Below are 23,137 nucleotides of genomic sequence, written 5' to 3'. Positions count from 1 at the left end.
AGAAGTGGCGGTGCAACAAAGATGCTGCACCTAAAAGGTAATAAGGAATTGATGATGAGTAAAAAACTAACTACAGCTGCGGGTTGTCCTGTTGCTCATAACCAGAATGTTCAAACTGCGGGCAAACGTGGTCCACAACTTCTTCAAGACGTTTGGTTTTTGGAGAAATTGGCCCATTTTGATCGTGAAGTGATTCCAGAGCGTCGTATGCACGCGAAAGGCTCAGGTGCTTACGGCACATTTACCGTTACACACGACATCACAAAATACACCAAGGCAAAATTGTTCTCTGAAGTAGGTAAAAAAACCGACTTGTTTGCACGTTTCACAACAGTTGCGGGTGAGCGTGGTGCTGCCGATGCTGAGCGTGATATCCGTGGCTTTGCATTGAAGTTTTATACTGAAGAAGGCAACTGGGATATGGTGGGTAACAACACGCCAGTATTCTTCCTTCGTGATCCTCTTAAGTTCCCTGACTTAAACCACGCGGTGAAACGTGATCCACGCACTAACATGCGTAGCGCGAAAAACAACTGGGATTTCTGGACTTCTCTTCCGGAAGCTCTGCACCAAATTACTATCGTAATGAGTGACCGTGGTATCCCTGCGACTTACCGTCACATGCACGGCTTTGGTAGCCACACGTTCAGCTTCATCAACGCTGATAACGAACGTTTCTGGGTTAAATTCCACTTCAAATCTCAGCAAGGTATTAAGAACCTTTCTGATGCAGAAGCGGCACAAGTGATCGGTGACGATCGCGAAAGCCACCAACGTGACTTGCTAGACAGTATCGATAATCAAGACTTCCCGAAATGGACGTTGAAAGTTCAAGTGATGCCAGAAGCGGATGCAGCGAAGGTTCCATACAACCCGTTCGATTTGACTAAGATCTGGCCTCATGCAGATTACCCGTTGATTGAAGTGGGTGAATTCGAGCTAAACCGTAACCCACAAAACTTCTTCGCTGAAGTTGAGCAGTCGGCATTCAACCCGGCGAATGTGGTTCCAGGTATCAGCTTCTCGCCAGACAAGATGCTACAAGGTCGTCTGTTTGCTTACGGTGATGCACAACGTTACCGTTTGGGTGTTAACCATCAGCATATTCCAGTGAACGCTCCTCGTTGCCCAGTACACAGCTACCACCGTGATGGCGCGATGCGTGTCGATGGTAACTTCGGTGGCACATTAGGTTATGAGCCAAACAACGAAGGTCAATGGGCTGAGCAGCCAGATTTCGCTGAACCAGCATTGAACCTAGATGGCGCAGCAGCACACTGGGATCACCGCGAAGATGAAGATTACTTCTCGCAACCGGGTGACTTGTTCCGCCTAATGACGCCAGAGAAGCAAGCGATTCTGTTTGATAACACTGCTCGTAACCTAGGCGGCGTACCAAAAGAGATTCAACTGCGTCACCTAAGACACTGTTACAAAGCCGACCCTGCATACGGTGAAGGCATTGGTAAACTGCTTGAAATCGACGTGAGCGAATTTAAGTCGTAATCAATTATCTTGATTCGTTAATTGAAAGGCCGTTGAGTGAATTACTCGATGGCCTTTTTTGATCTCGCTGTTTATTAAGCAACCCTAAATTATTGAAAAATATAACAATCCACATTGATAGTTTTTACCTATCGAATTGATAAATCTATCCCATTATCTTTGTAAGAGCGATCGGATTATTCTGTAGCTATCAGTTTATAAAGTTGAAGAGTTTGAGATGAATAAGAGCGCATTAATCGTTGAAGGTGGAGCAATGAGAGGCATTTTTGCTGCCGGAGTTTTAGACGCCTTTATGCAAGACGATTTCCGTCCTTATGACTTTGCCATCGGCGTATCTGCAGGTGTGTCGAATCTGGTTGGCTACTTATCTCATGCACCAAAACGCAGTTATGATGTGATCACCACGATGGCGACGGATAAGACCTTCTTTAATCCTGCTCGTTTTGCCAAAGGCGGTAACTTAGTGGACGTGAAATGGTTATGGAACGAATCCAATCAACGTTATCCACTTGATTGTGGTGAGCTTTTTTCAAGTATCCCACTCATCGCTGCTGTCACAAATGTCGATACGGGCAGTGCAGACTACTACCATATTAAGCCAGAAAACCTTTCTAATGTGGTGGAAGCGACCACCGCGTTACCTATTGCTTACCGCGAAACACCGTGCTTTTCAGGTGGCTGTTATACCGATGGTGGTGTCGCGGATTCAATTCCGGTTCGCGAAGCATACCGTCGTGGTGCACGAAACATTACGGTGATTCTTTCTCATCCTTTAAGTTATCGAATGAAGCCTCAAAAGCACCAATGGATGCTAAAGAAACTATTAAAGAAATTCCCTAACATTGCAGAATCGATGGCGGTGCGTGCCGACAACTATAATCAGTCTCTGGAGTTCATTCGTAACCCACCCAAAGATGCGACCATTAAAGTGATAGCGCCGCCAGAAGCCTTCGCGGTTAAGCGTTTAACTATGGATGAAAGTACTCTTAATGCAGGTTACGAGATGGGCGTAAAAGCCGGTGAAGAGCACCTTGCGATTCGAAAAGGCGTGTATGGTTTAGATACCGAAGATTGTCATTTCTGCGTCTAGGAACGGTTTTAGAATACTGAATAAACGATAAAGCCACGCTGTTCACTTCAGAATAGCGTGGCTTTGTATTTGTAGAGCTAGTTTGTTTTTAACTCAATCTGCTATTAAACGAGTTCGTTGCCGCTGGTGTTGTCAGCAAAGAAAGCATCGACACTGGTGAGCGTTGTATTGGCGATGTTGAACAGCGCATCTTTGGTCAAGAAAGCTTGGTGACCTGTGAACAGCACGTTGTGACAAGCGGATAGGCGACGGAATACGTCATCGACAATCACATCGTTAGATTTGTCTTGGAAGAACAACTCTTTCTCGTTGTCGTAAACATCAAGGCCAAGCGCGCCGATTTTACTTTGTTTGAGTGCTTCAATCGCTGCGGTTGAATCAAGCAGTTCACCACGGCTGGTGTTGACGATCATCACGCCATCTTTCATTTTCTCAAATGCCGTTGCATCCAACAGGTGGTAGTTCTCTTTACTCATTGGGCAGTGCAGAGAAATCACGTCAGACTCTTGGTAAAGCTCGTCGAGTTCAACGTATTTAGCGCCTAACTCAACAGCTAACGGGTTTGGGTATGGGTCGTAGCATAGGATGTTCATGCCTAAACCTTTCAGAATTCGCATGGTCGCTAGGCCAATCTTACCCGAGCCAATCACACCGACTGTTTTTCCGTGGAAGTTAAAGCCAACTAACCCCTCAAGAGAGAAGTTCGCATCACGAGTGCGTTGGTATGCTTTGTGCAGTTTTCGGTTCAAACACATCATCATGCCGACCGTGTGTTCTGCTACCGATTCTGGTGAATAAGCAGGAACGCGAACCACTTGCAGACCAAACTCTTTGGCTGCGTCTAAGTCGACTTTATCAAAGCCAGCGCAGCGCATCGCAATCAGCTTAGTGCCGCCTTTTGCTAGAATCTCTAGCACATCTCGCGATAGGTCATCGTTTACAAACGCACAAACGACTTCGTTGTCGTGCGCCATTTTTGCTGTTGTTGTAGTGAGGCGAAAATCATGGAAATGAAACTCAGCGTTGAGTTTGCCTTTCGCTAGGTTGAATGATTTTTCGTCGTATGATTTTGAGCTAAAAAAAGCAATGTTGAGCATGGCTTCCTCTCTTACCTAAAAAATGAAAACCCCAATTATGTTTATTTGATAAGGGGTTAAAACTAATAACTCTGTTCAGTGTGCTAGAGTTTTTTTCTCTTGTCTATCACCATTAGTCATTGTAATTACTATGGTTATTTGGTCTTTTTCTTCACTTCTTGAACATTAAAAAATCACAGTACGAGGCAGCTTGCTTATAAGTTCATCAATATTGAATGGATCTTACTTTCGGGTGTTGAACATCTTCTTGGTCTCTTTCTCTGACCAGAAGTTAATGTTGAATTGTGCGTCGTCGCTAAGCTCTACTCGATGCCAATATTGAGGCGGGCTTGTGGCAAATTGCCCAGCTTCGATTGTGATAACACTTTCTGGTTCTGTCGCTTCTGCATCGGCAAAACCGTAGAAGGTGACCGTGCCTTCCATTACGCAGATCTGGCCGAATACACCCTCAGCAGTGTTGTGATGATTGAGAAGCGCCGCTGGTATGTTGTCTTTAGTGAAAAATGGTGTGGAACGTTGAATTTTCCAGTGTGACGGAATACGTAAATGACTCATATAAAACCTCTTCTCTAACTGTTCTTTGAAAGTTGTGCTTCTGTCTAACGAGTGGCGGTTATTATTTACCAGTAGTTCTCGCTGCTGAATTGGCCGGGTTTTCGGCGTAAGTGCTTCTCGAAACCCAAGCTGGTTAGTGCTTCGCTTGTGTCGCGAACCATTTGCGGATTGCCGCAAAGGTAGAAAAAACTGCGGGTTTGATTGAAAGCGACAGACGCGGTTTGCTCAAGGTCGCCTCCAAGTAACAAGCTTGGGATTCGTCCGCGCAAAGTTCCGGTGACTGATTCTCTAGAAATAATTGGCACATATTGTAGTTTCCCTTGGAAGTGATGAACGAGCTGAGTGATACGGTCTCGATAAGTCAGGTCTTGTTCTGTTCTTACGGCATGAACCAGTACAAGGTTTTTGAACGAGGCGACTTTTTCAGATTCAGAGCCGTTTTGCTGCTGTATCTGCATGCTTTCGAGCATTGAGATAAAAGGCCCAACCGCGGTTCCGGTCGAAAGCATCCATAGATCGTCGGCGATCTCTGGGATCTCATCCAAGGTCATAAAGCCACTTGGGTCTTTGCCGACAAAGATGTCATCGCCCACCTTCAACTCATGAAGTTGAGGTGAAAGCTGACCGTTCTGATCCTTAATAATCAAAAACTCCAGATGTTGATGACCTTGTTCGTGCTCTGGTGCGTTTACCATGGAATAGGCACGCCTTACGAACTCATCCTCACTGTTAGGCAAGCCAAGTTTCGTGAACTGACCCGCCTGATAGGGAGAGACAGGAGCACTGACTTGAAGTGAGAACAGTTGTTCTGTCCATTCCGTCTTGTTTAAGACTTTGCCGGTTACCAAACCATGAGGAATATCTGTCATATCATCACCTTTACGTAGAGAAGTTATCTCATTAAGGATACTCAACTATTTACATTTTGGAGTTGCATGTACCATGCCAATGATGAGAATGCTTATCAATACTGGCTTTGTGGTGGAAATAATTTGAAATTGTGTCAAATGGACTTATTTATCTTTGAGTCTTAATGACACTGCTGGTGTTTTTTGATGCTGATTTTGTTGATTAAGAACGATGAATTAGTCTTTGGATACGAGCAAAATTAGTACAGTGGTTTGACCCCTAGGGTATTCAATCAATTACTGAAGAGAATATTTTGCAGATGAGTATAATGGCGGCTTTCGATCTCAATATAGCCGTGTTTTATGCTTGATAATCTTCGTATGGCCTTGAACGTATTGTTCGTGACCATCAATACCGCAATGACTGCGTTTACCGTGAGCTTCTTTGGCCTCATCAAACTGATTCTGCCAATCTCTGTTGTGCAGAAGTCGTGTACTCGTTTAGCTAACTTCACATTTTGGTGCTGGGCTTCGCTCAACCTTTGGATGTTGAACGTGAACAATGACATCGAGTGGCAAGTCGAAGGCGGGGAAGATATCTCGACTAAACAGTGGTATTTGATGATGTCGAACCATCTGAGCTGGGCAGATATTGTTATTCTGTCTTCTACCTTGAAAGATAAGATGCCGATGACTAAGTTCTTCCTTAAGCATGAACTGCTGTATGTCCCTTTTGTTGGGTTGGCATGTTGGGGGCTAGATATGCCCTTCATGAGACGTCACTCGCGTGAGTTTTTGCTGCGTAACCCAGAACGTCGTAATGATGATTTCGATGCAATCAACAAAGCGTGTACTAAGTTCAAGCTAGCGCCGACAACCTTGGTTAACTTCGTTGAAGGGACGCGTGCCAATCATGAGAAACTGGCGACCGCGAAAACACCTTATCGACATCTACTCAAGCCTAAAACCGGCGGTGTGGCATTTGCACTATCGGCAATGGGGCCAATATTAGATGGCATTGTTGATGTCACTCTGGCTTATCCGGAAAATCAGACTTCTCCGTTTGAGGATATGCTAAAAGGCAAAATGACCAAGGTCGTAGTGCGTATTAAACTGCATCCGATGGATGAGAACGTAAACGGTAATTACTTTGAAGATAAAGCGTTTAAGCGCCGTTTCCACAGTTGGTTGAACAACACGTGGAAAGAGAAAGACGCCTATCTCGATACGGTTTATGGGGTTGATACGCCCTCTGAGACTGAAACGATTGATGGGCTTGATACGGTTCATAAGAAACAAGAGCAGTAAGCTCAAATCAAACAGATAGCATCAAAAAAGCCGATAGTTCATTTGAACTGTCGGCTTTTTTATAGAATCGGCGGTGTCAGAGGTAAGCGATAAAGTTAGTGCTTACTACCGTCAAATGGCTTGGTATGCATCAATAATGTGCTTCACTTCACTTGGCTTACCTTGCTTCTCTTGTCCTTGATGGATACGCAAGTAGTGCTGCAATGTTTTGGCTTTGTACTGCTGTGATACTTTCATTTTTTCATCACAGCTTGGTACCCAGATCTTGTCACCGACGTTTGATATCTCGCTAATGGTTTGGTTCTTTTTAGCATCACTTTGGTTATTACTCACCAATAAAATCTCGTAATAACGACGGTTCTCTTCAATCAACACTTCATCAATAAGACCAAAATTGAGCGCCTTTAAATGGGTTCTTAGCTCGAATTGCTGATGCACAGGGCAAAGCAAGAAATCGATCGCTTTGTCTGGGTGTTGACGGTGAATATCATCGACGAGCTTTTGAGTGAGATCGCCACCGACGCCCGCAATAATCACCAGGTGTTTGCCAGTATGTTTCTCAAGCGGGATAGCGGCGACATCCATACAGTAGACTTGCCATTGGCTGGTAACCGTTTGTTCGGCTTTATTACTTTGTGGAAAGTAGCGCGCTAGCTTTCCTTCAAGCTCACTCATCAAAGACGGGACAATATCGACAAAGTGAATCTGAGGCGCTTTATTATCCGACAACAGTTGAACACCCAAAAAGCCATGATCACAACAACAGTCCCAAATATGTTGGTAGTCATTGCTGACAAGGGCGTGGAGAGTTTGCAGTCGGTTACTTAGCTTCATAAGGTTCGCGTCGTTAGAAAAGGGATGTTGTCTTATCGAAGGCGCATTGTAATGACTTTCTAGAAAAACAAAAGCACCTAGGGTGTGAATCCTAGGTGCTTTGTAGTGGCTACAGAAATGTAAGTATAGGTTTACGATGCTTTGGCAACGGCTCTGATATGGCCTTCCACTCGGTTCTTACCAAGCTGTTGTGCGATAAGCTTTGCCTGTTCCGCCAGCGCTAAAGCCGTGTCTGTTTCGCCTTCTATTTGCGAGTATCCCACGCTAACCCCTAGTGATAAGGTGATATCTGGAGTGACGATGGTTTTCTCCGCGATTCCGACTCTGCACTGGTCTAGCTGGAATTTGGCATCTTTCACATCATTGGCTTTGAACAATACCGCGAACTCCTTTCCTCCAACACGCGCCAAGCAAAGGCCTTTTGGTTTAGGGAAGTAATAACGTATCGATTCTGCAGTCAGCTTGATCATTTTGTCACCCACAGCTTCACCGTAGGCACGGTTTACGTGGTCGAAGTTATCGATATCAAGCAGTGCGACATAGGTGTCGGGCTCGCTCGCGTAGGTGTCGATGGCGATACTGAAACTGCTCTTATTGTCTAACTGTGTCACCAGGTCTTTGCTACTCAATTGATGTTGAAGTAGTAAGTTAGACAAAGAGACCTCAGTGTAATCTCGGATCATTCGCAGAATACTTTGGCTGATCGGTAAGTTTGCGTTTACGTATAGTACTGCGATCAACTGCTGACGAGAGTGCAAAGGAATACAGTAATGACGTTGGTGTATTTTGAGTTTACACGCCAGTGGATCGGCGTACTGACCACTTCGGTAAGCCATGGTGTCCGGTGTAAATCGCTCTGCAAGGGCTTTGTCACAATGTACCGTTGACTTGTTTCCGTGATAGTCGATGGTACTGAATGAGTGGTTCTCAGGCTGATAGAGACAGAATTGAATGCCTTTTTGGTAGGTGAAGCTGTCCAGTATGGATTTTAACTCTCGCTTAAAGCTTACGACGTCATCGACTTTATTCAGTTGTGACAAGGACACGTTCAAACGATAAGCCAAATAGTTTGCGCCAATCCACAATAGAAGCAGTGAACCAAGTACCAAGCCAGTTAGCGTAAACTGGTGTGAGCTGGTTAAGATATCGTGGCGATCAGTGCCTGCGATGAATACCCAGTTCAAGCTGTTGTCAGCGTCAAACACCGATATTTTGAAGTTATCTTGATAGTAGTACTCGTGCTTACCAACGGTTTCACCTTGTGAGAGTTGATGGCTGATACCTGCGTGATAGCTGACTGATTTAGATCCGATACGTTTTGGGTCTGGGTGGAAGACCAGTCGTTCGGTTGCTCGGTCTACGACAAACACATAGCCATGATTAAGCGTTTTTAAGTCTCTTAATCCTTGTGTGGTGTGTAGAAGGTCAAACTCAATCCATATTTCCTCATTCAATCTTTCCGCTGTATGTTTAACTGCGAACACCCAACGACCATCTGCTTTTTGGTAAATCGAAGAGATGTAGAAATCCTCAACCACACTGTCTATTGAGTTCCATTTTATGGAGTCGATTTGTTCATGGGAAAGAGGTAATCCACGACTTGATATATATTGTTGGGATTGTGGTTGGTATCGAACGATATCGGAGAAGTTTGGCGTTCTTTTTAGAATATTATCGCTCAATTCTCTGAATTTTTTATCACCGATTGGAGCCGTTTTCGGTAAGCCTAGACTGGTTTCTAAAAAATAGAGCTTGCCGAATGTCGCTTCGATGTTGGAACGAATGGTAGAGCTTGCGATACGAATGTTTGATGATGATTGTTCTGTTGCTGCTGTTTCTACTTTTTCAAGCTGAGCCACCGCAAGATAGAGCATCCCTCCAGTTAATAACATAATGCATGGTTTAAAAAGCCGAATTAATGTTTTAGGTAAAGCCATGATATCCAAAGACGTTATAGATTCATTTTTATAGTACGGCAATACTAAACAGTTTCATTAATCACATCAATGCAAATGATTCCATATGGATGAATGATTTTTGTGATATTCAGCTAACAAAAAAGCCAGCTATAAATATAACTGGCTTCTATGATTTTCGGTGTTTTATTAAGCTGAGTAAGCTTTCACTTCAATCAAATCAGCCTGATCTGGCGAATAGTGCAAAATGGCCATCGAAGTTGGCGACAACAACATTTCACCTTCTGCATGACCTGGTTTTACATTTCTCAGATTGGTATCACAAATGGTCACCCAGTTTTGATCACGATCACTTGGTAACGTAAAACGAGCAGGTGCATTGGTTTGGTTGATTAAGTAAATCAACTCGTCACCGTCTTTACCAATTCCCAAGTGCAGTGCCACCGAGCTTAAACGGTTCCAATCATCATGCTCCATCAGTGTGCCATCGACGCGGCTCCAGAAGATGCGGTTAGAGTTACGCTTTTCGCCACTGAATGCCTTAATAAACGGCACCATGTATTGCTGACGAGCAGAGATCATTTCAGATAACCAAGTCTTGAAGTAAGTCTTGCGCTCTGAATCTTCCCAGTTAAGCCAGCTGGTCACGCCATCTTGGCAGTAAGCGTTGTTGTTACCTTTTTGAGTATGGGATAACACGTCTGCTGTCAGGATATGCGGAATACCAAAAGCAAACAGCAGGCTCGCCATGAAGTTGCGTTTCTGCTTTTCACGTGTCGCGATCACTAACAGGTTTTCGGTTTCACCTTCAACACCGTAGTTTTCAGAGCGGTTGTCGCCGTGTCCATCGCGGTTGTTCTCACCATTCTCTTCGTTGTGCTTATGCTTGTAAGACACAAGATCCTGCATGGTGAAGCCATCATGGTAAGTGATGTAGTTGACGGTTAATTTGTAAGGCCAGTGCGCTGCACTGTAGATGTCACGTGACCCCATCAAACGGGTTGCAAACTCTTTTAGGTAGCCTTGATCACCACGCCAGAAGCTACGAGTGATGTCTCGTAGTTTGTCGTTACACTCATTCCAACCTAGTGGGAAATTACCAACCTGATAACCGTTCGGACCGATATCCCACGGTTCTGCGATTAGCTTGGTTTCTTTGAGTACAGGATCTTGAGCAACGGCTTTAAAGAAAGCGGCCTCAGGGTTGTAGTTGTCACCTTCGCGGCCTAGTGTTGCTGCCAAATCAAAACGGAAGCCGTCGACTTGGAATTCACTCACCCAGTACCGAAGTGTATCCATCACTAAGTTGAGTGCAGGTTGGTGGGTGAGATCAACGGTGTTACCACAACCCGTAAAATTCGCGTAATGACAGCCATGTTTGATGTAGTAGCGGCTATCTAGCGCTTTGAGGTTGAAGGTTGTACCACCTTCTCCACCTTCTGCCGTGTGGTTGTATACCACGTCTAGAATAACTTCGATGCCATTGCGGTGAAGTTCACGAATGGCGGTTTTGAGTTCATTAACCGCGTCTTTTTCTGCGTAGCGAGGGTCTGGCACCATGAACAAGTATGGGTTATATCCCCAATAGTTCACTTTCCCCATATCCAATAGATGAGGTTCGTGCATACATGCCGCAATGGGTAAAAGTTGTAGAGAGTTGATGTTTTGCTGTTTGTAGAACGTAAGCATTTCAGGGCTCACTAACCCTAAGTAACGACCTTTAGTATTGGCTGCCACTTCTGGGTGCAGTTGAGATAGACCTTTTACATGCGTTTCAAAAAGAACGGTATCTTCGCGACTAATGCGTGGCTTCTCTACGTCTTGCCAATCGAAGGTGTCATCAACAACGACACATTTCGCCATCGCAAAGCTTTTTTCATTGGTATATGGCGTGACGTAATCGAGCGGTTCGCTTATTGCTTTGGCATACGGGTCTGAAAGTAGGATAGGGCCATTGTCCGTTTCTGCAATGAAACCGTATTTTTGTCCCGCTTTAATACCGTCAACAAAGACATATCTGATATCAGCGTATTCATTTTCTAATTTATAAGTGGTGAATTCGTCGTTCTCGTCAAAAAGAGCGAGAGAGAGTGATTTACAGTCAGGAGAATAAATTGAAAAGTTACAGCCAGTGTTACCTAGCGTTGCGCCTAGTGGATAAGGGCGAGCGAGCGTTCTAGTCATTGCTTGATTTCTTGTTCGTTTATCGACATCAGTGAACTATAAGTAAAAAGCTTTGTCACAGTAAGGTCAAGCAACTTCACAGAATAATTATTGTTAAAAAAATAATTTACCGATTAGGTTCAAATTATATATTTGAAGTAGATCTCACTTAAGGTGAATAATTAGATCTGTGTGCTGTCTACTCCTCCTAGATTAAGTGATCTACCTCTTTAAAATACCGTTCTGTATATTTTCTACTCCCCTCTAGTCCCCCTTAATTTAGTTAGGGGTGGAGGAAGTCAAACTTGTCATCCCCTCTTAATATTGACCCCGTTGAAACGAATCAGGGGAAACCCTAAACCTCTCTATCTTACGACTACCATTACTGCCTTTGGTTGCCGCAAGAGAGCAAAAATATAAAAACCTAAAATAAATCGTCCTTAATGGAGTTAAGAATGAAAAAAGTAAGTTTGATTGCTGCTGCAGTGGCAACTACATTAGCTGCTGGCTCTGCGTTCGCTGTAGATTTTAATGGCTACATGCGTGCTGGTACTGGTATTAGCGGAAATGATGGTGGTGACGTTTCATTCATGAAGAATGGTATTGGCCGTCTAGGTAATGAAAACGACAACTACTCTGAGTTTGGCTTGGCTGAAGAACTAAAAACTGGTGAGCAAACTTGGCGTTTAGAGTCAATGATTGCTTCTGGTGTTGATGGCGCGAATGGTTGGGAAGACGGTGACTTTAACGTTGCTCAGTTCGCTGTTAAAGCAAAAGGCGTTCTATCTTTCGATGAAGAAGCGACTCTTTGGGCTGGTAAAACATATTACCAACGTAAAGACATCCACATTACTGACTTCTACTTCCTAAATACATCGGGTACTGGTGGTGGTATCGAAAACATTTCAGTTGGTAACCAAAAGCTTTCTTTAGCAATTATTCAAGATGGCGAAGATGAGAACGGCGCTGGTTACATGGCTGATGCTCGCCTAGCGAATATCGGTCTATGGGAAGATGCTAGTTTAGAGCTTGGCGTTGTTTACAACTTCGGTACTGAAAATAAGAATGGCAAATACGATGGTGATGACGGCCTACTTGCTACAGGTATTATCCACCAAAATATGAGCAATGGTTTTAACCAAACAGTTGTTCAGCTAGGTACTGCTGGTTACGGCGTTCAAATGGCTAACTTCTGGGGTTCTGGTGCATACTATGATCGCTCTGGTGATCAAAATGATGGTTTTGGCTACCGTATCCTTAACTGGGGTGTAATGAACCTAGGCGAATCATGGGAAATGGGTCACCAACTTGCATACCTAGCAGGTTCAGACCTAGGTGTTGATAAGCATGATTCAAGCCAATACTCTATCGTGGCTCGTCCAATGTATAAGTGGAACGACACAATGCGTACTATCTTCGAAGCAGGCTACAACGCTGGTGAAGTAGACAACGTTGACTTCGGTGGCGCTAAATTTACTGTTGCTCAAGCATGGGCAATGGGTGACAGCTTCTGGGCTCGTCCTGAAATCCGAGTATACGGTAGCTACTTGATGGATCTAGAAAAGGATTCATTCGGTGAAGTTAAAGATGAAAACGGTGTTGTTACTGGTCAAGGCGCAGACAACGACTTCGTTGTTGGTATCCAAGTTGAAGCTTGGTGGTAAGCCACTTAGCTTAAAATCCTAAACTGTCCTAATTCATAGCCGGCTTGCGTCGGCTATTTTTTTAAGGAATGTACGATTAAGTTGATCGTTCCCTAGGTGAATAGTTCTCTTTGTGGTAATTAAAGTTAGTAAATTTCTTAAAAAAATAACAAGAAGGAAGGGTTATGTATTTTAAAGCTCTGATGTTGAGTGGCTGTGTTGCATTGGCCGGTTGCCAATCTGCACAAGTAGTCGAGCAAGTGCAAGTGGCACAGGCTGAACAAGTTAATTCTATTGCTGGTCTTCAATTTGCCCCGATGAAGCTTCCAAGCTCGACAATTTTTGATGTGACACCAAATAGCCAAGTATTAAACTATCAAGGAATAAACAGCCCTGTAGTAGCGATTGAACTGCCTGCAGATCGCGGTGAGTACTCGATTAATATCACGAGCATTATCGGCGATACTGCGTTTGTTCCTAATGCGGTTATCTATGACGAAAACGGTAGTGAGCTAGAGCGTTACGGTAAAGAGAGTTTCGAGTACGCTAAACCAAGACTACACTTGGGGAACCGTCTCGTTGCTGAGAACGATTTTTACCCACCGACAACAGCAAAATCAGTTTATTTAGTTATCTATACAGATCAAGAAGATCTTGGTGGTTTTACTGATGTCATTCACCCTGCACGTTTAGATGCGGAAGGCCGCGGTAATTATTTACCTGAAGTGAAAGATATTCCGCTTCCAAATGCTAACGTTGGTAAAATAGAAGTTACAATCGATAAAGCGAGCTTCTTCTCAATTGGTTCATCAAACAGTGAATCTAACGCTAAACCAGCGGCAGCAGCTAAGGTTGAGACAATTCAACCAGAAACACAAACTTATTACCATAATGCAATTCAAACAGCAGTAAGTGAAGACAATATTCCTAAAGCACTTAGCTTATTAGATGAAGCAAAAGCATTGGGTATTGAAGGCGCACAAGAAGTCTTTGTAAAAGCCGTCAATAAAAAGTAGTCGAATAGTTCGTAAATACTGATTGATATAAAGATAAGGGCTCCTAGTTGGGAGCCTTTTTTTTGTTTGAGATAAATGAAAAAGTATATATTCACCTAATTGTTGAAATTAAAGTGACCACTGACTTACGCATAATTATAAATAACCAATATAAGTGGAAGTTTCCGGCTATTTATAGCTTTGAATGACTAGGTTTTGACATAAAATACGCTCCCCCCTCTTATTGTTCTCGAGTAACTAGATATGAATCCTATAGATTACCTGCTGCTCCATTAACTGCTTCTAAATTATATTCATGATATCTCCTCTCGATTAAACTAACAGTTCACTTGAGGTTGTTATCCTTTCTACTAAGGACTAAGGACTAAGGACTAAGGACTAAGGACTAAGGACTAAGGACTAAGGGTTAACTGGTTCATCTGTCACTTAATAGTGAGTATTTATCGATGGAAGCAAAGCAATGGTGTGGTGCATGGGGATTGGAGTTTATTGAGGATAAAAAAAGGGAGACTGACGTCTCCCAAAGGCTAGCTTTCGCTGGTTTTATTATCTTTTTATTAGAATTCCAAGCTTTAAGACTTAGTTCTTGGTTACTGATACAACTGGGCCATCTACGTCGTCATCCAGCTCGTGAATCGCATTCAGAGTGAATGTATAGCTACCAGCTTCTGTTACGCTTAGTTGGCAGTTACCATCAGTACCTAGGTCGATTGATCCATCAGCAAGTTCAACGGAATCACAACCAAAGTTAGGTGATACCCAATCAGCATCAGCAAACTTGAAGCCATAGTTACCCGCTTCCAAGTTGCCTGTCACAGAATAAACACCATTAGCGACAAAGCTCATTGCCCAATCATCCGTTGCGCCCCATCCATTCATGTCACCTTTAACGTAAACTGTTGTTTGGCCGTATGGCGGAATGCTAGATACATCCTTGTCTGTGTTATCAACCGGCAGGCCGGCACCTTGTGAATCACCTTGAACTTGTACAAATACAGCGGTGGTTAATGCAGGTACTGTGAAGGTTTCAGCGGCAAAGCTTGAACTTTTCACTGTATCGTCAGCCGAGTTTTGTTGAACGTCATGAAGTGTAAAGCCTGTCGCTCCTGTGATTTTGAACGATTGAGATTCATTAGTTGAGTTTACAACTGCCACAATCGCATCATTTGCAGGGTCAAGATCGTCGCCCGCAGACACACCATCATCGATAGACATGACAATCAGGCCTTCGATTTGATCTTCACCAACATTGCGGAAGTCGACACGCTTCATGACTTCGTCTGCTGTGTCTAAGCGGAACAGTTCGCTTGAGCTACGGATTTTTAATAGCTCTAGGAATTGCTGCTTAGTCAGATTAATGTCTTCTTCGTCTGGTTTCGCCGTTGGGTCAGCAATGATGGTTTTGATCAGATCCCAGTTCGCACCATCTTTGTCTTCACGAGGTAAGCCGACGTTCCAGTTGTTATCCGTACCATCAAACATTACGCGGTTGTACCAGTCACCAGAATCGTAAGAATCGCGCTGCATAGACTTAGATCGTAGCAGTTCAGAACCCATATGGATGAATGGTATGCCTTGGCCTAGCATCACGGTAGAAAGCGATACAGACTGCATACGCGCACGCTCTGCAGAGCTAGTACCAGTGGCGATCTTGTAAGCGTTGTTATCCCAAAGCGTTTGGTTATCATGTTTCGACACGTAAGATATGTTCTCTGAAGGCATCTTGGTGTAACCAGCGGGCGCACCGTTGTAATCAACATTTTTACCCAGTTTGGTATCACCTTTGTAATCAATCAGTACGTATTCTGCGAGGTTACCTGCCATACCTAAACGAACAAGGTCTTGGTTATGTAAACGACCATTGATCGAATCTTGATCTGTCTTGGTTTCTTCATTGGCAATCGCAGCATTACCAAAGCCTTGGTTAAAGCGAAGCGGGTGATTCCCTTCTGAGTCGACACCACCGTCGAACGGGCTACCGCCACGAACTGCGTCACGTAAACGGTCTGAGAAGGTCCCGATTTCTGTGCCCGCCATGTTGATTTGGTTTGCTTGATCGAAGCGTGCGTTATCCGCTACTTCGCCAAAGTCCCAACCTTCGCCGTAGAATAGGGTGTTTGCATCGATTTTACGTACTTCAGCAAGAGCTTCTACCATTACGTCTTTCGGCTGGTGGCCCATTAAGTCAAAACGGAAACCATCCACTTTATAATCGTCAGCCCACACCTTAAGTGAGTCGACCATTAATTTACCCATCATTAGGTTTTCAGTCGCAGTGTTGTCACAACAAGTCGAGTTTTCGACGCCACCAGTGTTGACGTTAAGACGGTGGTAGTACCCAGGGACAATCTTATCCAGTACCGACTTATCATTCACACCAGACGCATTGGTGTGGTTGTATACCACGTCCATGATCAGCTTAAGATCCATGTCGTGCGTAGCTTTGACCATCTGACGGAATTCGAGAATACGCTGAGAACCGTTAGGATTGGTCGCGTAACTTCCCTCTGGCACCGTGTAATGGAATGGGTCGTAGCCCCAGTTGAAGCTATCAAGCATACGAAGGTCATTCATTAATGCTTGTGCGTCACCCGTTGAAGGGTCATAACCATCGAGTACATCTTCGATGACTTTGTTTTCGTCTTCGCTTCCACATAAGGCAGCAGTCGGTTTTACATCACATAGCTTACCAACGGTGTCAGTAATATCGACACGGCTCGCTTCATCTTCATCAACGGTAGCGATATCAAATGCTGGTAAGATATGCAGCGTAGTTAAACCTGCTTCTTGCAGAGCTTGTAGGTGTTTGACCGACTCACGATCTGCTTCTGTGAGAGCGAGGTATTTTCCATTTAGGTTAGCTGTGCCTAGCTTATCGCTGAAACTAAAGTCACGTAGGTGTGATTCGTAAAGTACATGGTCTTCGTCTTTCTCTACGGTTGGTCGTTGGTAGTTGTCCCAGTTCGCTGGTTTCAAGGTTGAATCATTCAGGTCAATCACTTGAGAGTACGCGGAGTTCTTCGACAAACTGAGTGAGTAAGGGTCCGTTACAAGGCGAGTTTCGATGTTGCCTGTGGTTGGGTGGTAGACCTTCACTTGGTAACGATAGTAACTGTTGACTGCATTAGACACCGCGTCAGTCGCCCAAATACCTGTCTCAGTGTTTTCCGTCATTGGGAACACTTGTGAACTTTGAAGATCTTCGCTGTAAAGCACGAGTTCTACATCTTGCGCTGTTGGTGCCCAAAGCTTGAAGGTCGCTGCGCTGCCTTCAACAATCGCGCCTAGTTCTTCACTCATCGCATTACCAGCATCTTCGCTAGCAAATACCGCATCAAGTACACCAGGTTTTTGAACCTCAGTTGAAGAGATAACATCGCCATTAGTATTGTAGGCAACAAAAATTATCTGAGATTTTAAGATAGTGCGAAGTGTGCTGTCGTCAACATCGATAGCTAGGGCAGGTAAGCTTGCAAGGTGGCGGAAACGCTCTTTCAATTCAGTAGAAAGCTCTCCATCTTTGCTCAGTTCAATTGCAGTGCCACCGACAATCTCTTTGTCGTCGTTCATCGTGATACTGTTATCGAGTGCGTAGAACAGTTTCACAGAGTCGGCATTGCTAGCGGCTTCCCAAGCAATGGTGGTCGCATCTAACCAATGTGCTTTTTGACCATCAATATTGACTGGGCGCTCTGAAATTGGGTCGTAATATAACTCGCTGCTGCCATGGAACCCGAATACACCTTGTGAATCGCCAAGCTTAGTTAGCTCGATTTTAGAATTGGCACTGCCAAACGCTTTTTCGTCACCATTATGTAAGATGAAGTTCATGCATTTATGTGGGTCAGAAGCATCAGGATCGACTTTCAACACATAGTAGGCACCGTAAGTATCGCTGATACCATCGTACTCGTAAGGGCTGTTCCAATCGGTTCCGGTTTCACTCAACCCCATGCCGACTAAGTCTGTGCTAGTACAGCCTTCGCCATTCCACAGGTGAAGTCCCCAACCGTCGTAAGTAGAGCCTGAAGTGCTTGCGGCTGCAACATCACGTTTGTAATAAACAACAACTTCGTTTTCGCCTGCTTTGTATAAGCCATCATTGCCTGCGTCGATGTCATTGTCGCTATCACTGCCACAACCTGCGATCAAAGTAGCGGTGAATAGCGGTAAAATCGCTTTGGCCAAAGTCGAGCGCTTGAAGCTTCTCTTTTTGGTCACATTGAAGGTATTTCGTAGAGAGATAATTTTATTAATATTTATGTTGTTCACGTTTTGATATCCATATTTCACTTTTTATGAAGATAAACATCCTAGCTTTAACCAAGGTCAACTATTTGTGATGGCAATGTATAAAGTTATTTTTAATTCGTAAATATAGGAAACCTAGCGTCAATATCACGCTTTGTATTTGGTTGTTGTTAAATTAATTGGATCAATGACTCATTTGTTTAATATCAATAATGTAGGGCGTAGAAGCTAGGCGTAGTTAATAAGGATGAGAGCTCATCCTTATTAATGTGAGTAATATATCGAATTGAGAGAGTGTTAATTTTATATGGGAATTAAGTTATTTATCAATTAATTTAAAGGGAGTTGTTCGGTAATTAATATTGATAGATATATTATCCATTAAAGGATAACACCCAAACCAAAGACGCTAGCGGTTTCAATTCAATATTAAAGTTGCCAACACTGTTCTCAATGTCGAGCACTTGTTGTGCTATGCCTTCAATATGTTCATTGAGTATGTAACGACCATCAACTAATTTGAGTTTTTGAATGACGTCATGTGAAATCTCTAGGTGAATACTTTCGGTGGTATGTTGGCTGAAATTAGCAGCAACAATGGTTAGCTCTTGGTGGTCATAGCGCAGAAATGCGTAGACTGAATCACTCAAGTTACTGCACTGGTGTAAGTCTTGGTAATCACCTGTCATCGACGAGTGCTCTAGCGAAAAGTTCATTACCTTTTGATAGAAGTGACGCAGTTGCTTTTCTTTATTGGTTAGTAACTCACCATCGAACGCACCATTATTCATCCACTTTTGGTGTTGTGGGACGCCAATGTAGTCAAATATGGAAGTTCGTGAGGGCTGTCCAAAGCCTGCATTCTCTGCACCGGGTTCTCCGACTTCTTGCCCAAAGTAGATCATGGTTGGAGAACTACTCAATAACGCGCTGACTAGCATCGCAGGCTTTGCGACATGTGGATTGCCAACGAACTCGGGAGAAGCGATGCGTTGCTCATCGTGATTGTCCAAGAAGTGCAGCATGTGATGTTCAATATCCATCATTTGATGTTGGATTTCAGGGATGATTGCCGTTGAAGCCTTGCCTTGCATGATGGCTTTGAGACCATCGTATAGGTCAACTTTGTCGTATAGATAGTCCATTTTGCCTAAGTGAATGTATTCGCGGTACAAGTCCGGCTGATACACCTCTGCCATCAGAAAGGCATCTTGGTTTTTCATCTTTATTGATGAGTTTAGGTAGCTCCAAAACTCAACAGGCACCATTTCAACCATGTCGTAGCGAAATCCATTAACACCTTTGTCTAACCAGAACAAAGCGATATCTCTGAATTTAATCCAAGAGCTAGGTACAGCGACCGATTCCCAGAATTGGTGATGCTCTCGGTAATCGCGTTGGGCATAGTCTTTGGGGAGCACAGGGAAATCTTTTGAACCGTCAGGGCGCACACCGTAATTGATCTTCACGGTTTCATACCAATCGTCGAAATTAGGTTTAGCTAAGCGTGATCCATTGCCCGTCCATTTGGCTGGCGTTTCGATAAACGGGGAGCTTAGGCTAGGGTGCTGTTCACCACCTAGCGGCGTAAAGGCGGGCTCTATGTCTGGCAATTCAAAGGTGCTGTTGAGGATATAGTAGAAGTTATTGTCTCTGTGGTATTCCAGCGTTGTGTCATCTTGAGCGCCGAAGTCACTGACGCCTTGCGGGTTATTTAAGCCTTTATAATGACGCGCAACGTGATTCGGTACGATATCGATGATCACCTTTAAACCATTGTCATGACTTCTTTTGATTAGTGCCTCGAACTCTTCCAAACGGCGATCAGGATTCTCAGCGAGGTCAGGATTTACCGAGTAGTAATCTTTAACTGCATAAGGTGAGCCAGCACGGCCTTTTACCACGCTCGGGTGATCGTCTGAAATACCAAGGTGCTTGTAATCATTGATTAACGCGTGGTGGGGAACGCCGGTATACCAAATGTGAGTCATTCCAAGTTTGCGAATTTCAGACAGCGCTTTGTCGGTAAAATCACTGAACTTACCGACGCCATTTTGCTCGATTGTGCCCCATGGAACATGTTGGGTGTTTTTATTGCCAAATAAACGCGTAAAAACTTGGTAGATGGCGTACTTTTGGTTGTACATATTTATAATTCCTTTAACTTCCATCATGTTATGTAGGGATGAAAGGGCTTGTTTATTTTTTGCAGGCTAACCGAATTGCAATACGCCTTACTCATCCTTATCAAAATTTACAGGGCGTAACTGCCACAGTATGTGAGCTGTTACCCAAAAGGAGTTGATGTTGTCTTCATCTATTCAAATCGCTATCACCTATTTGGTTCTGGTGGCGGTGTCTGTGTTGATTGTAGAAAGCTCTAAAGCACTGTTGGTGTGGTATTTGACTATCGGGGTAGTAACGTTTTTTGTGTACGCGAAGGACAAGCGAGCCGCGATTAATGGTAATTGGCGCGTGCCAGAGAAAACCCTGCACATCTTTTCTGTTGCTGGTGGCTGGCTAGGGGCGTTGATCGCTCAAGATAAGTTGCGTCATAAAACGCAAAAGCAGCCGTTCAGATCTATTTATTGGCTGACAGTGGCAATGAATGTTGCGGCGTTTGTGTGGACGCTGACCCCGAGCGGGCAGGCGACGTTTGGGCGTTGGCTTAGCGAGGTTATTGGATACTTGTAATGAAATTGATGGCTAGTAATCACTTACTAACCATCTTACGGAAGCTATCTGGTTACAACATCGGAATTGTCGATGCGAGCAGTAAGCCCGCCATACCGTAGTTGAAGCTTTTGATGCGAACGGGTGTGGTTAACCAGTGTTGCAGTTGCTTGCCTGCAGCTGTCCAGAATGTCACTGAAGGTAAGTTCGCTAGCGTGAAGATACCTGCGATGATCGCAAGCTCCCACCATGAACTGCCGCTGCTGTAGACTGAAATCGCCGTCAGCGCCATCGACCAACCTTTAGGGTTCACCCACTGAAAACTTGCCGCACCGATGAAGGTCATTGGCTTATAAGCCTCGGAGCTTTTGGCTTTGCCGCTCAATGCTATCTTAATTGCAAGGTATACGAGGTAAGCAAGGCTTAGGTATTTCAATATTTGGTGCGTAACCGGATAAGCGTTGAAAATACCCATTAAACCGAAGCCAACTAATAGCAGCATGGCTGCAAACCCTAGAGCTATGCCGAGCATGTGCGGAATGGTACGCGCAAAGCCAACATTCGCACCAGAAGTCATGAGCATGATGTTATTTGGACCTGGCGTGAAGGTCGAGACGAACGCAAACAAGGCAAGTGCGCTAAGTTGTTCTAAAGGCATTATGGTTCTCCAGCAAAAAAATGAACGAAGTGACTGACCGGTCATGACTTTCACGTGTTGAGAAGCATAGTAGGTGGAAAGTGAGGCAATTATGTGCTTTTATTTCCTCTATTATCACTTAATGCACAATAATAAGTACTTATGGATAGATTTGACGAAAGGATATTGCAAGAGCTTAAATTGGACGGCAGAATCTCCAATATTGAGCTTTCAGAACGGATTGGCTTGTCGGCTTCTGCGACCTTAAGGCGAGTACAAGATCTTGAGCGTAAAGGCATCATTCAAGGTTACCGCGCGGTTCTGGATAATGGGCTGATGGGGGTCGGTTTTATTGCTTATGTTTCGATTGGTTTATCAAGCCATAGCAAAGCGGCTCAACTGGAGTTTGAACAACACGTCAGTATGGAAAAAGAGGTGGTGGAGTGCCACAACATTACTGGAGCCAACGAGTACTTGCTAAGGGTAGAAACCAAAGACCTACCGGGCTATAAGAAGTTTCATGCCGATGTGCTTGGGGAATGTGCTCAGGTGCAATCTATTACGACTATGGTTGTGATGGATACCCCTAAAGACGAACGCTAGTCGAGTTTTATTTGAGGAGAGGCGCAGTGCCAAATACCAATCAGTTGTTATTGTTCTTAGATGTGGTTCAACAAGGGTCGTTTACCAAAGCGGCAACCTTGCACGATATGGACAACTCATCGCTCTCTAAACAGATCAAAAAGCTCGAGCAAGATTTAGGTGTTCAGCTGCTTAACCGTTCTACACGCTCGTTTTCGTTGACGTCGGCAGGAGAAGATATTCTCGCACAAACCTATGTGCTGAAAGACACCATCAATCAGATCCAAGGCATTGCAGATTCATACCAGTCAGAGCCAAAAGGTGTGCTACGAATTACCTCACCGATCTATTTTGGTCAGCAATATCTGCAACCTATCATCACTCAGTTCATGAGAAAGTACCCGGATGTTCAGATTGTACTCTCACTAGACGATAAGATCGCCAACATCATTGCAGGGCAGTTTGATATCGCGTTTCGCTTCAGTAAGCTTGTTGAATCGAATTTGATTGCGAAGAAGATTGCCGACAGTAACTTCATGTTGGTCGCATCGAACGATTTTGTGAAGGAGCACGGTGAACCGAAAACGCCACAAGATTTACTCGCGCTACCTGCTGTGATTTATACCAATGGCGATATGACGGTTGATCATCTCCGTATCAGTGAAGAGCCGCATGGCGACACTTTCCAGAGCCTGACTATTCGTGGCAACTATAAAGTGAGTGATGTTCGCACCATGGTCTCTTGTGTGAAAGATGGCTTAGGATATGGCTTCCTTGATCAATCAAACCTGTATGCCTCAATGAAAGAGCTCGGCTTAGTCACTTTACTTCCTGATTACCCGATTTCGACGATTGATACCGCAATCTACGCTGTGTATCCGCACCGTAAGCAGACCAAACTAGTTAAAGAGTTCATTACTACGGTTCAAGACTATATTGGCTCTCCGACGATTTGGGAGAAGATGCAGCAAGGTTAGCTGGATTTCTAATCGTTCAAACATAAAAAAGGAGCCAGATC

Annotated in this window: 17 protein-coding genes; 8 read left to right on the top strand and 9 right to left on the bottom strand. The window is 44.2% G+C overall.

Features of this window, described 5'->3' with window-relative positions; genetic code table 11:
• Window positions 1-54 precede the first annotated feature (54 nt).
• Both MSG38_RS15125 and MSG38_RS15120 read left to right on the top strand, forming a co-directional pair.
• Entirely contained in the window at window positions 55-1,506 is a 1,452-nt protein-coding gene (locus MSG38_RS15125; RefSeq protein WP_048609850.1) for a catalase, read from the top strand.
• A 217-nt stretch (window positions 1,507-1,723) separates the two neighbouring features.
• Window positions 1,724-2,596: a patatin family protein gene (locus MSG38_RS15120; protein WP_248402111.1), complete on the top strand. Its 873-nt coding sequence runs from the start codon at window positions 1,724-1,726 to the stop codon at window positions 2,594-2,596.
• Between the two features lie 104 nt (window positions 2,597-2,700).
• Here the strand turns inward: MSG38_RS15120 and MSG38_RS15115 are convergent, their stop codons facing one another.
• The 3 genes from MSG38_RS15115 to MSG38_RS15105 all read right to left on the bottom strand — a co-directional run bounded on the left by MSG38_RS15115 (window position 2,701) and on the right by MSG38_RS15105 (window position 5,117).
• On the bottom strand, window positions 2,701-3,693 hold the full coding sequence (locus MSG38_RS15115) for a 2-hydroxyacid dehydrogenase (protein ID WP_248402110.1): 993 nt from the start codon (window positions 3,691-3,693) through the stop codon (window positions 2,701-2,703).
• A gap of 222 nt (window positions 3,694-3,915) precedes the next feature.
• Entirely contained in the window at window positions 3,916-4,248 is a 333-nt protein-coding gene (locus tag MSG38_RS15110) for a DUF1971 domain-containing protein (RefSeq protein ID WP_009845875.1), read from the bottom strand.
• Window positions 4,249-4,313: 65 nt separating this feature from the next.
• Window positions 4,314-5,117 (bottom strand): ferredoxin--NADP reductase, encoded by an 804-nt coding sequence (locus MSG38_RS15105; protein WP_248402109.1) that lies wholly within the window; start codon window positions 5,115-5,117, stop codon window positions 4,314-4,316.
• 342 nt (window positions 5,118-5,459) lie between these two features.
• Between MSG38_RS15105 and MSG38_RS15100 the strand changes: the two genes are divergently transcribed.
• On the top strand, window positions 5,460-6,404 hold the full coding sequence (locus MSG38_RS15100) for an acyltransferase (RefSeq protein WP_248402108.1): 945 nt from the start codon (window positions 5,460-5,462) through the stop codon (window positions 6,402-6,404).
• 111 nt (window positions 6,405-6,515) lie between these two features.
• On the opposite strand, the gene MSG38_RS15095 is transcribed toward MSG38_RS15100, so the two are convergent.
• The 3 genes from MSG38_RS15095 to glgX form a co-directional block, all read right to left on the bottom strand.
• Window positions 6,516-7,238, bottom strand: a complete 723-nt coding sequence (locus tag MSG38_RS15095; protein ID WP_248402107.1) for a tRNA (adenine(22)-N(1))-methyltransferase TrmK — start codon at window positions 7,236-7,238, stop codon at window positions 6,516-6,518.
• Between the two features lie 131 nt (window positions 7,239-7,369).
• Complete coding sequence (locus MSG38_RS15090; protein ID WP_248402204.1) at window positions 7,370-9,112, bottom strand: diguanylate cyclase; 1,743 nt, start codon at window positions 9,110-9,112, stop codon at window positions 7,370-7,372.
• Window positions 9,113-9,343: 231 nt separating this feature from the next.
• Window positions 9,344-11,338, bottom strand: coding sequence for a glycogen debranching protein GlgX (gene glgX, locus MSG38_RS15085; protein WP_248402106.1), 1,995 nt, complete (start codon window positions 11,336-11,338; stop codon window positions 9,344-9,346).
• 434 nt (window positions 11,339-11,772) lie between these two features.
• Here glgX and lamB point away from each other — a divergent pair, with 434 nt between their 5' ends.
• Window positions 11,773-12,981: a maltoporin LamB gene (gene lamB / locus MSG38_RS15080; protein ID WP_248402105.1), complete on the top strand. Its 1,209-nt coding sequence runs from the start codon at window positions 11,773-11,775 to the stop codon at window positions 12,979-12,981.
• Window positions 12,982-13,145: 164 nt separating this feature from the next.
• The gene (locus tag MSG38_RS15075) at window positions 13,146-13,976 is read left to right on the top strand and encodes a MalM family protein (protein WP_248402104.1); all 831 of its coding nucleotides are present in this window, start codon (window positions 13,146-13,148) and stop codon (window positions 13,974-13,976) included.
• A gap of 579 nt (window positions 13,977-14,555) precedes the next feature.
• Here MSG38_RS15075 and pulA read toward each other — a convergent pair.
• Both pulA and MSG38_RS15065 read right to left on the bottom strand, forming a co-directional pair.
• Window positions 14,556-18,197 carry a pullulanase-type alpha-1,6-glucosidase gene (pulA, locus tag MSG38_RS15070; protein ID WP_248402203.1) on the bottom strand — a complete coding sequence of 1,214 codons (3,642 nt, stop codon included), beginning with the start codon at window positions 18,195-18,197 and terminating at the stop codon, window positions 14,556-14,558.
• Window positions 18,198-18,601: 404 nt separating this feature from the next.
• Window positions 18,602-20,374, bottom strand: coding sequence for an alpha-amylase family protein (locus MSG38_RS15065; RefSeq protein WP_059017584.1), 1,773 nt, complete (start codon window positions 20,372-20,374; stop codon window positions 18,602-18,604).
• A gap of 157 nt (window positions 20,375-20,531) precedes the next feature.
• Between MSG38_RS15065 and MSG38_RS15060 the strand changes: the two genes are divergently transcribed.
• Window positions 20,532-20,921 carry a DUF1294 domain-containing protein gene (locus MSG38_RS15060; protein WP_059017582.1) on the top strand — a complete coding sequence of 130 codons (390 nt, stop codon included), beginning with the start codon at window positions 20,532-20,534 and terminating at the stop codon, window positions 20,919-20,921.
• A gap of 52 nt (window positions 20,922-20,973) precedes the next feature.
• Here the strand turns inward: MSG38_RS15060 and MSG38_RS15055 are convergent, their stop codons facing one another.
• Entirely contained in the window at window positions 20,974-21,558 is a 585-nt protein-coding gene (locus MSG38_RS15055) for a LysE family translocator (protein WP_059017579.1), read from the bottom strand.
• Window positions 21,559-21,699: 141 nt separating this feature from the next.
• Here MSG38_RS15055 and MSG38_RS15050 point away from each other — a divergent pair, with 141 nt between their 5' ends.
• Entirely contained in the window at window positions 21,700-22,140 is a 441-nt protein-coding gene (locus MSG38_RS15050) for an Lrp/AsnC family transcriptional regulator (RefSeq protein WP_009845852.1), read from the top strand.
• A gap of 26 nt (window positions 22,141-22,166) precedes the next feature.
• Complete coding sequence (locus tag MSG38_RS15045; RefSeq protein WP_059017577.1) at window positions 22,167-23,096, top strand: LysR family transcriptional regulator; 930 nt, start codon at window positions 22,167-22,169, stop codon at window positions 23,094-23,096.
• The last annotated feature ends 41 nt before the right edge of the window (window positions 23,097-23,137 follow it).

Source organism: Vibrio sp. 1CM24A, from assembly GCF_023161725.1.
Classification (GTDB): Bacteria; Pseudomonadota; Gammaproteobacteria; order Enterobacterales; family Vibrionaceae; genus Vibrio; species Vibrio coralliirubri.
This window is presented reverse-complemented; position numbering and strand designations above follow the sequence as displayed.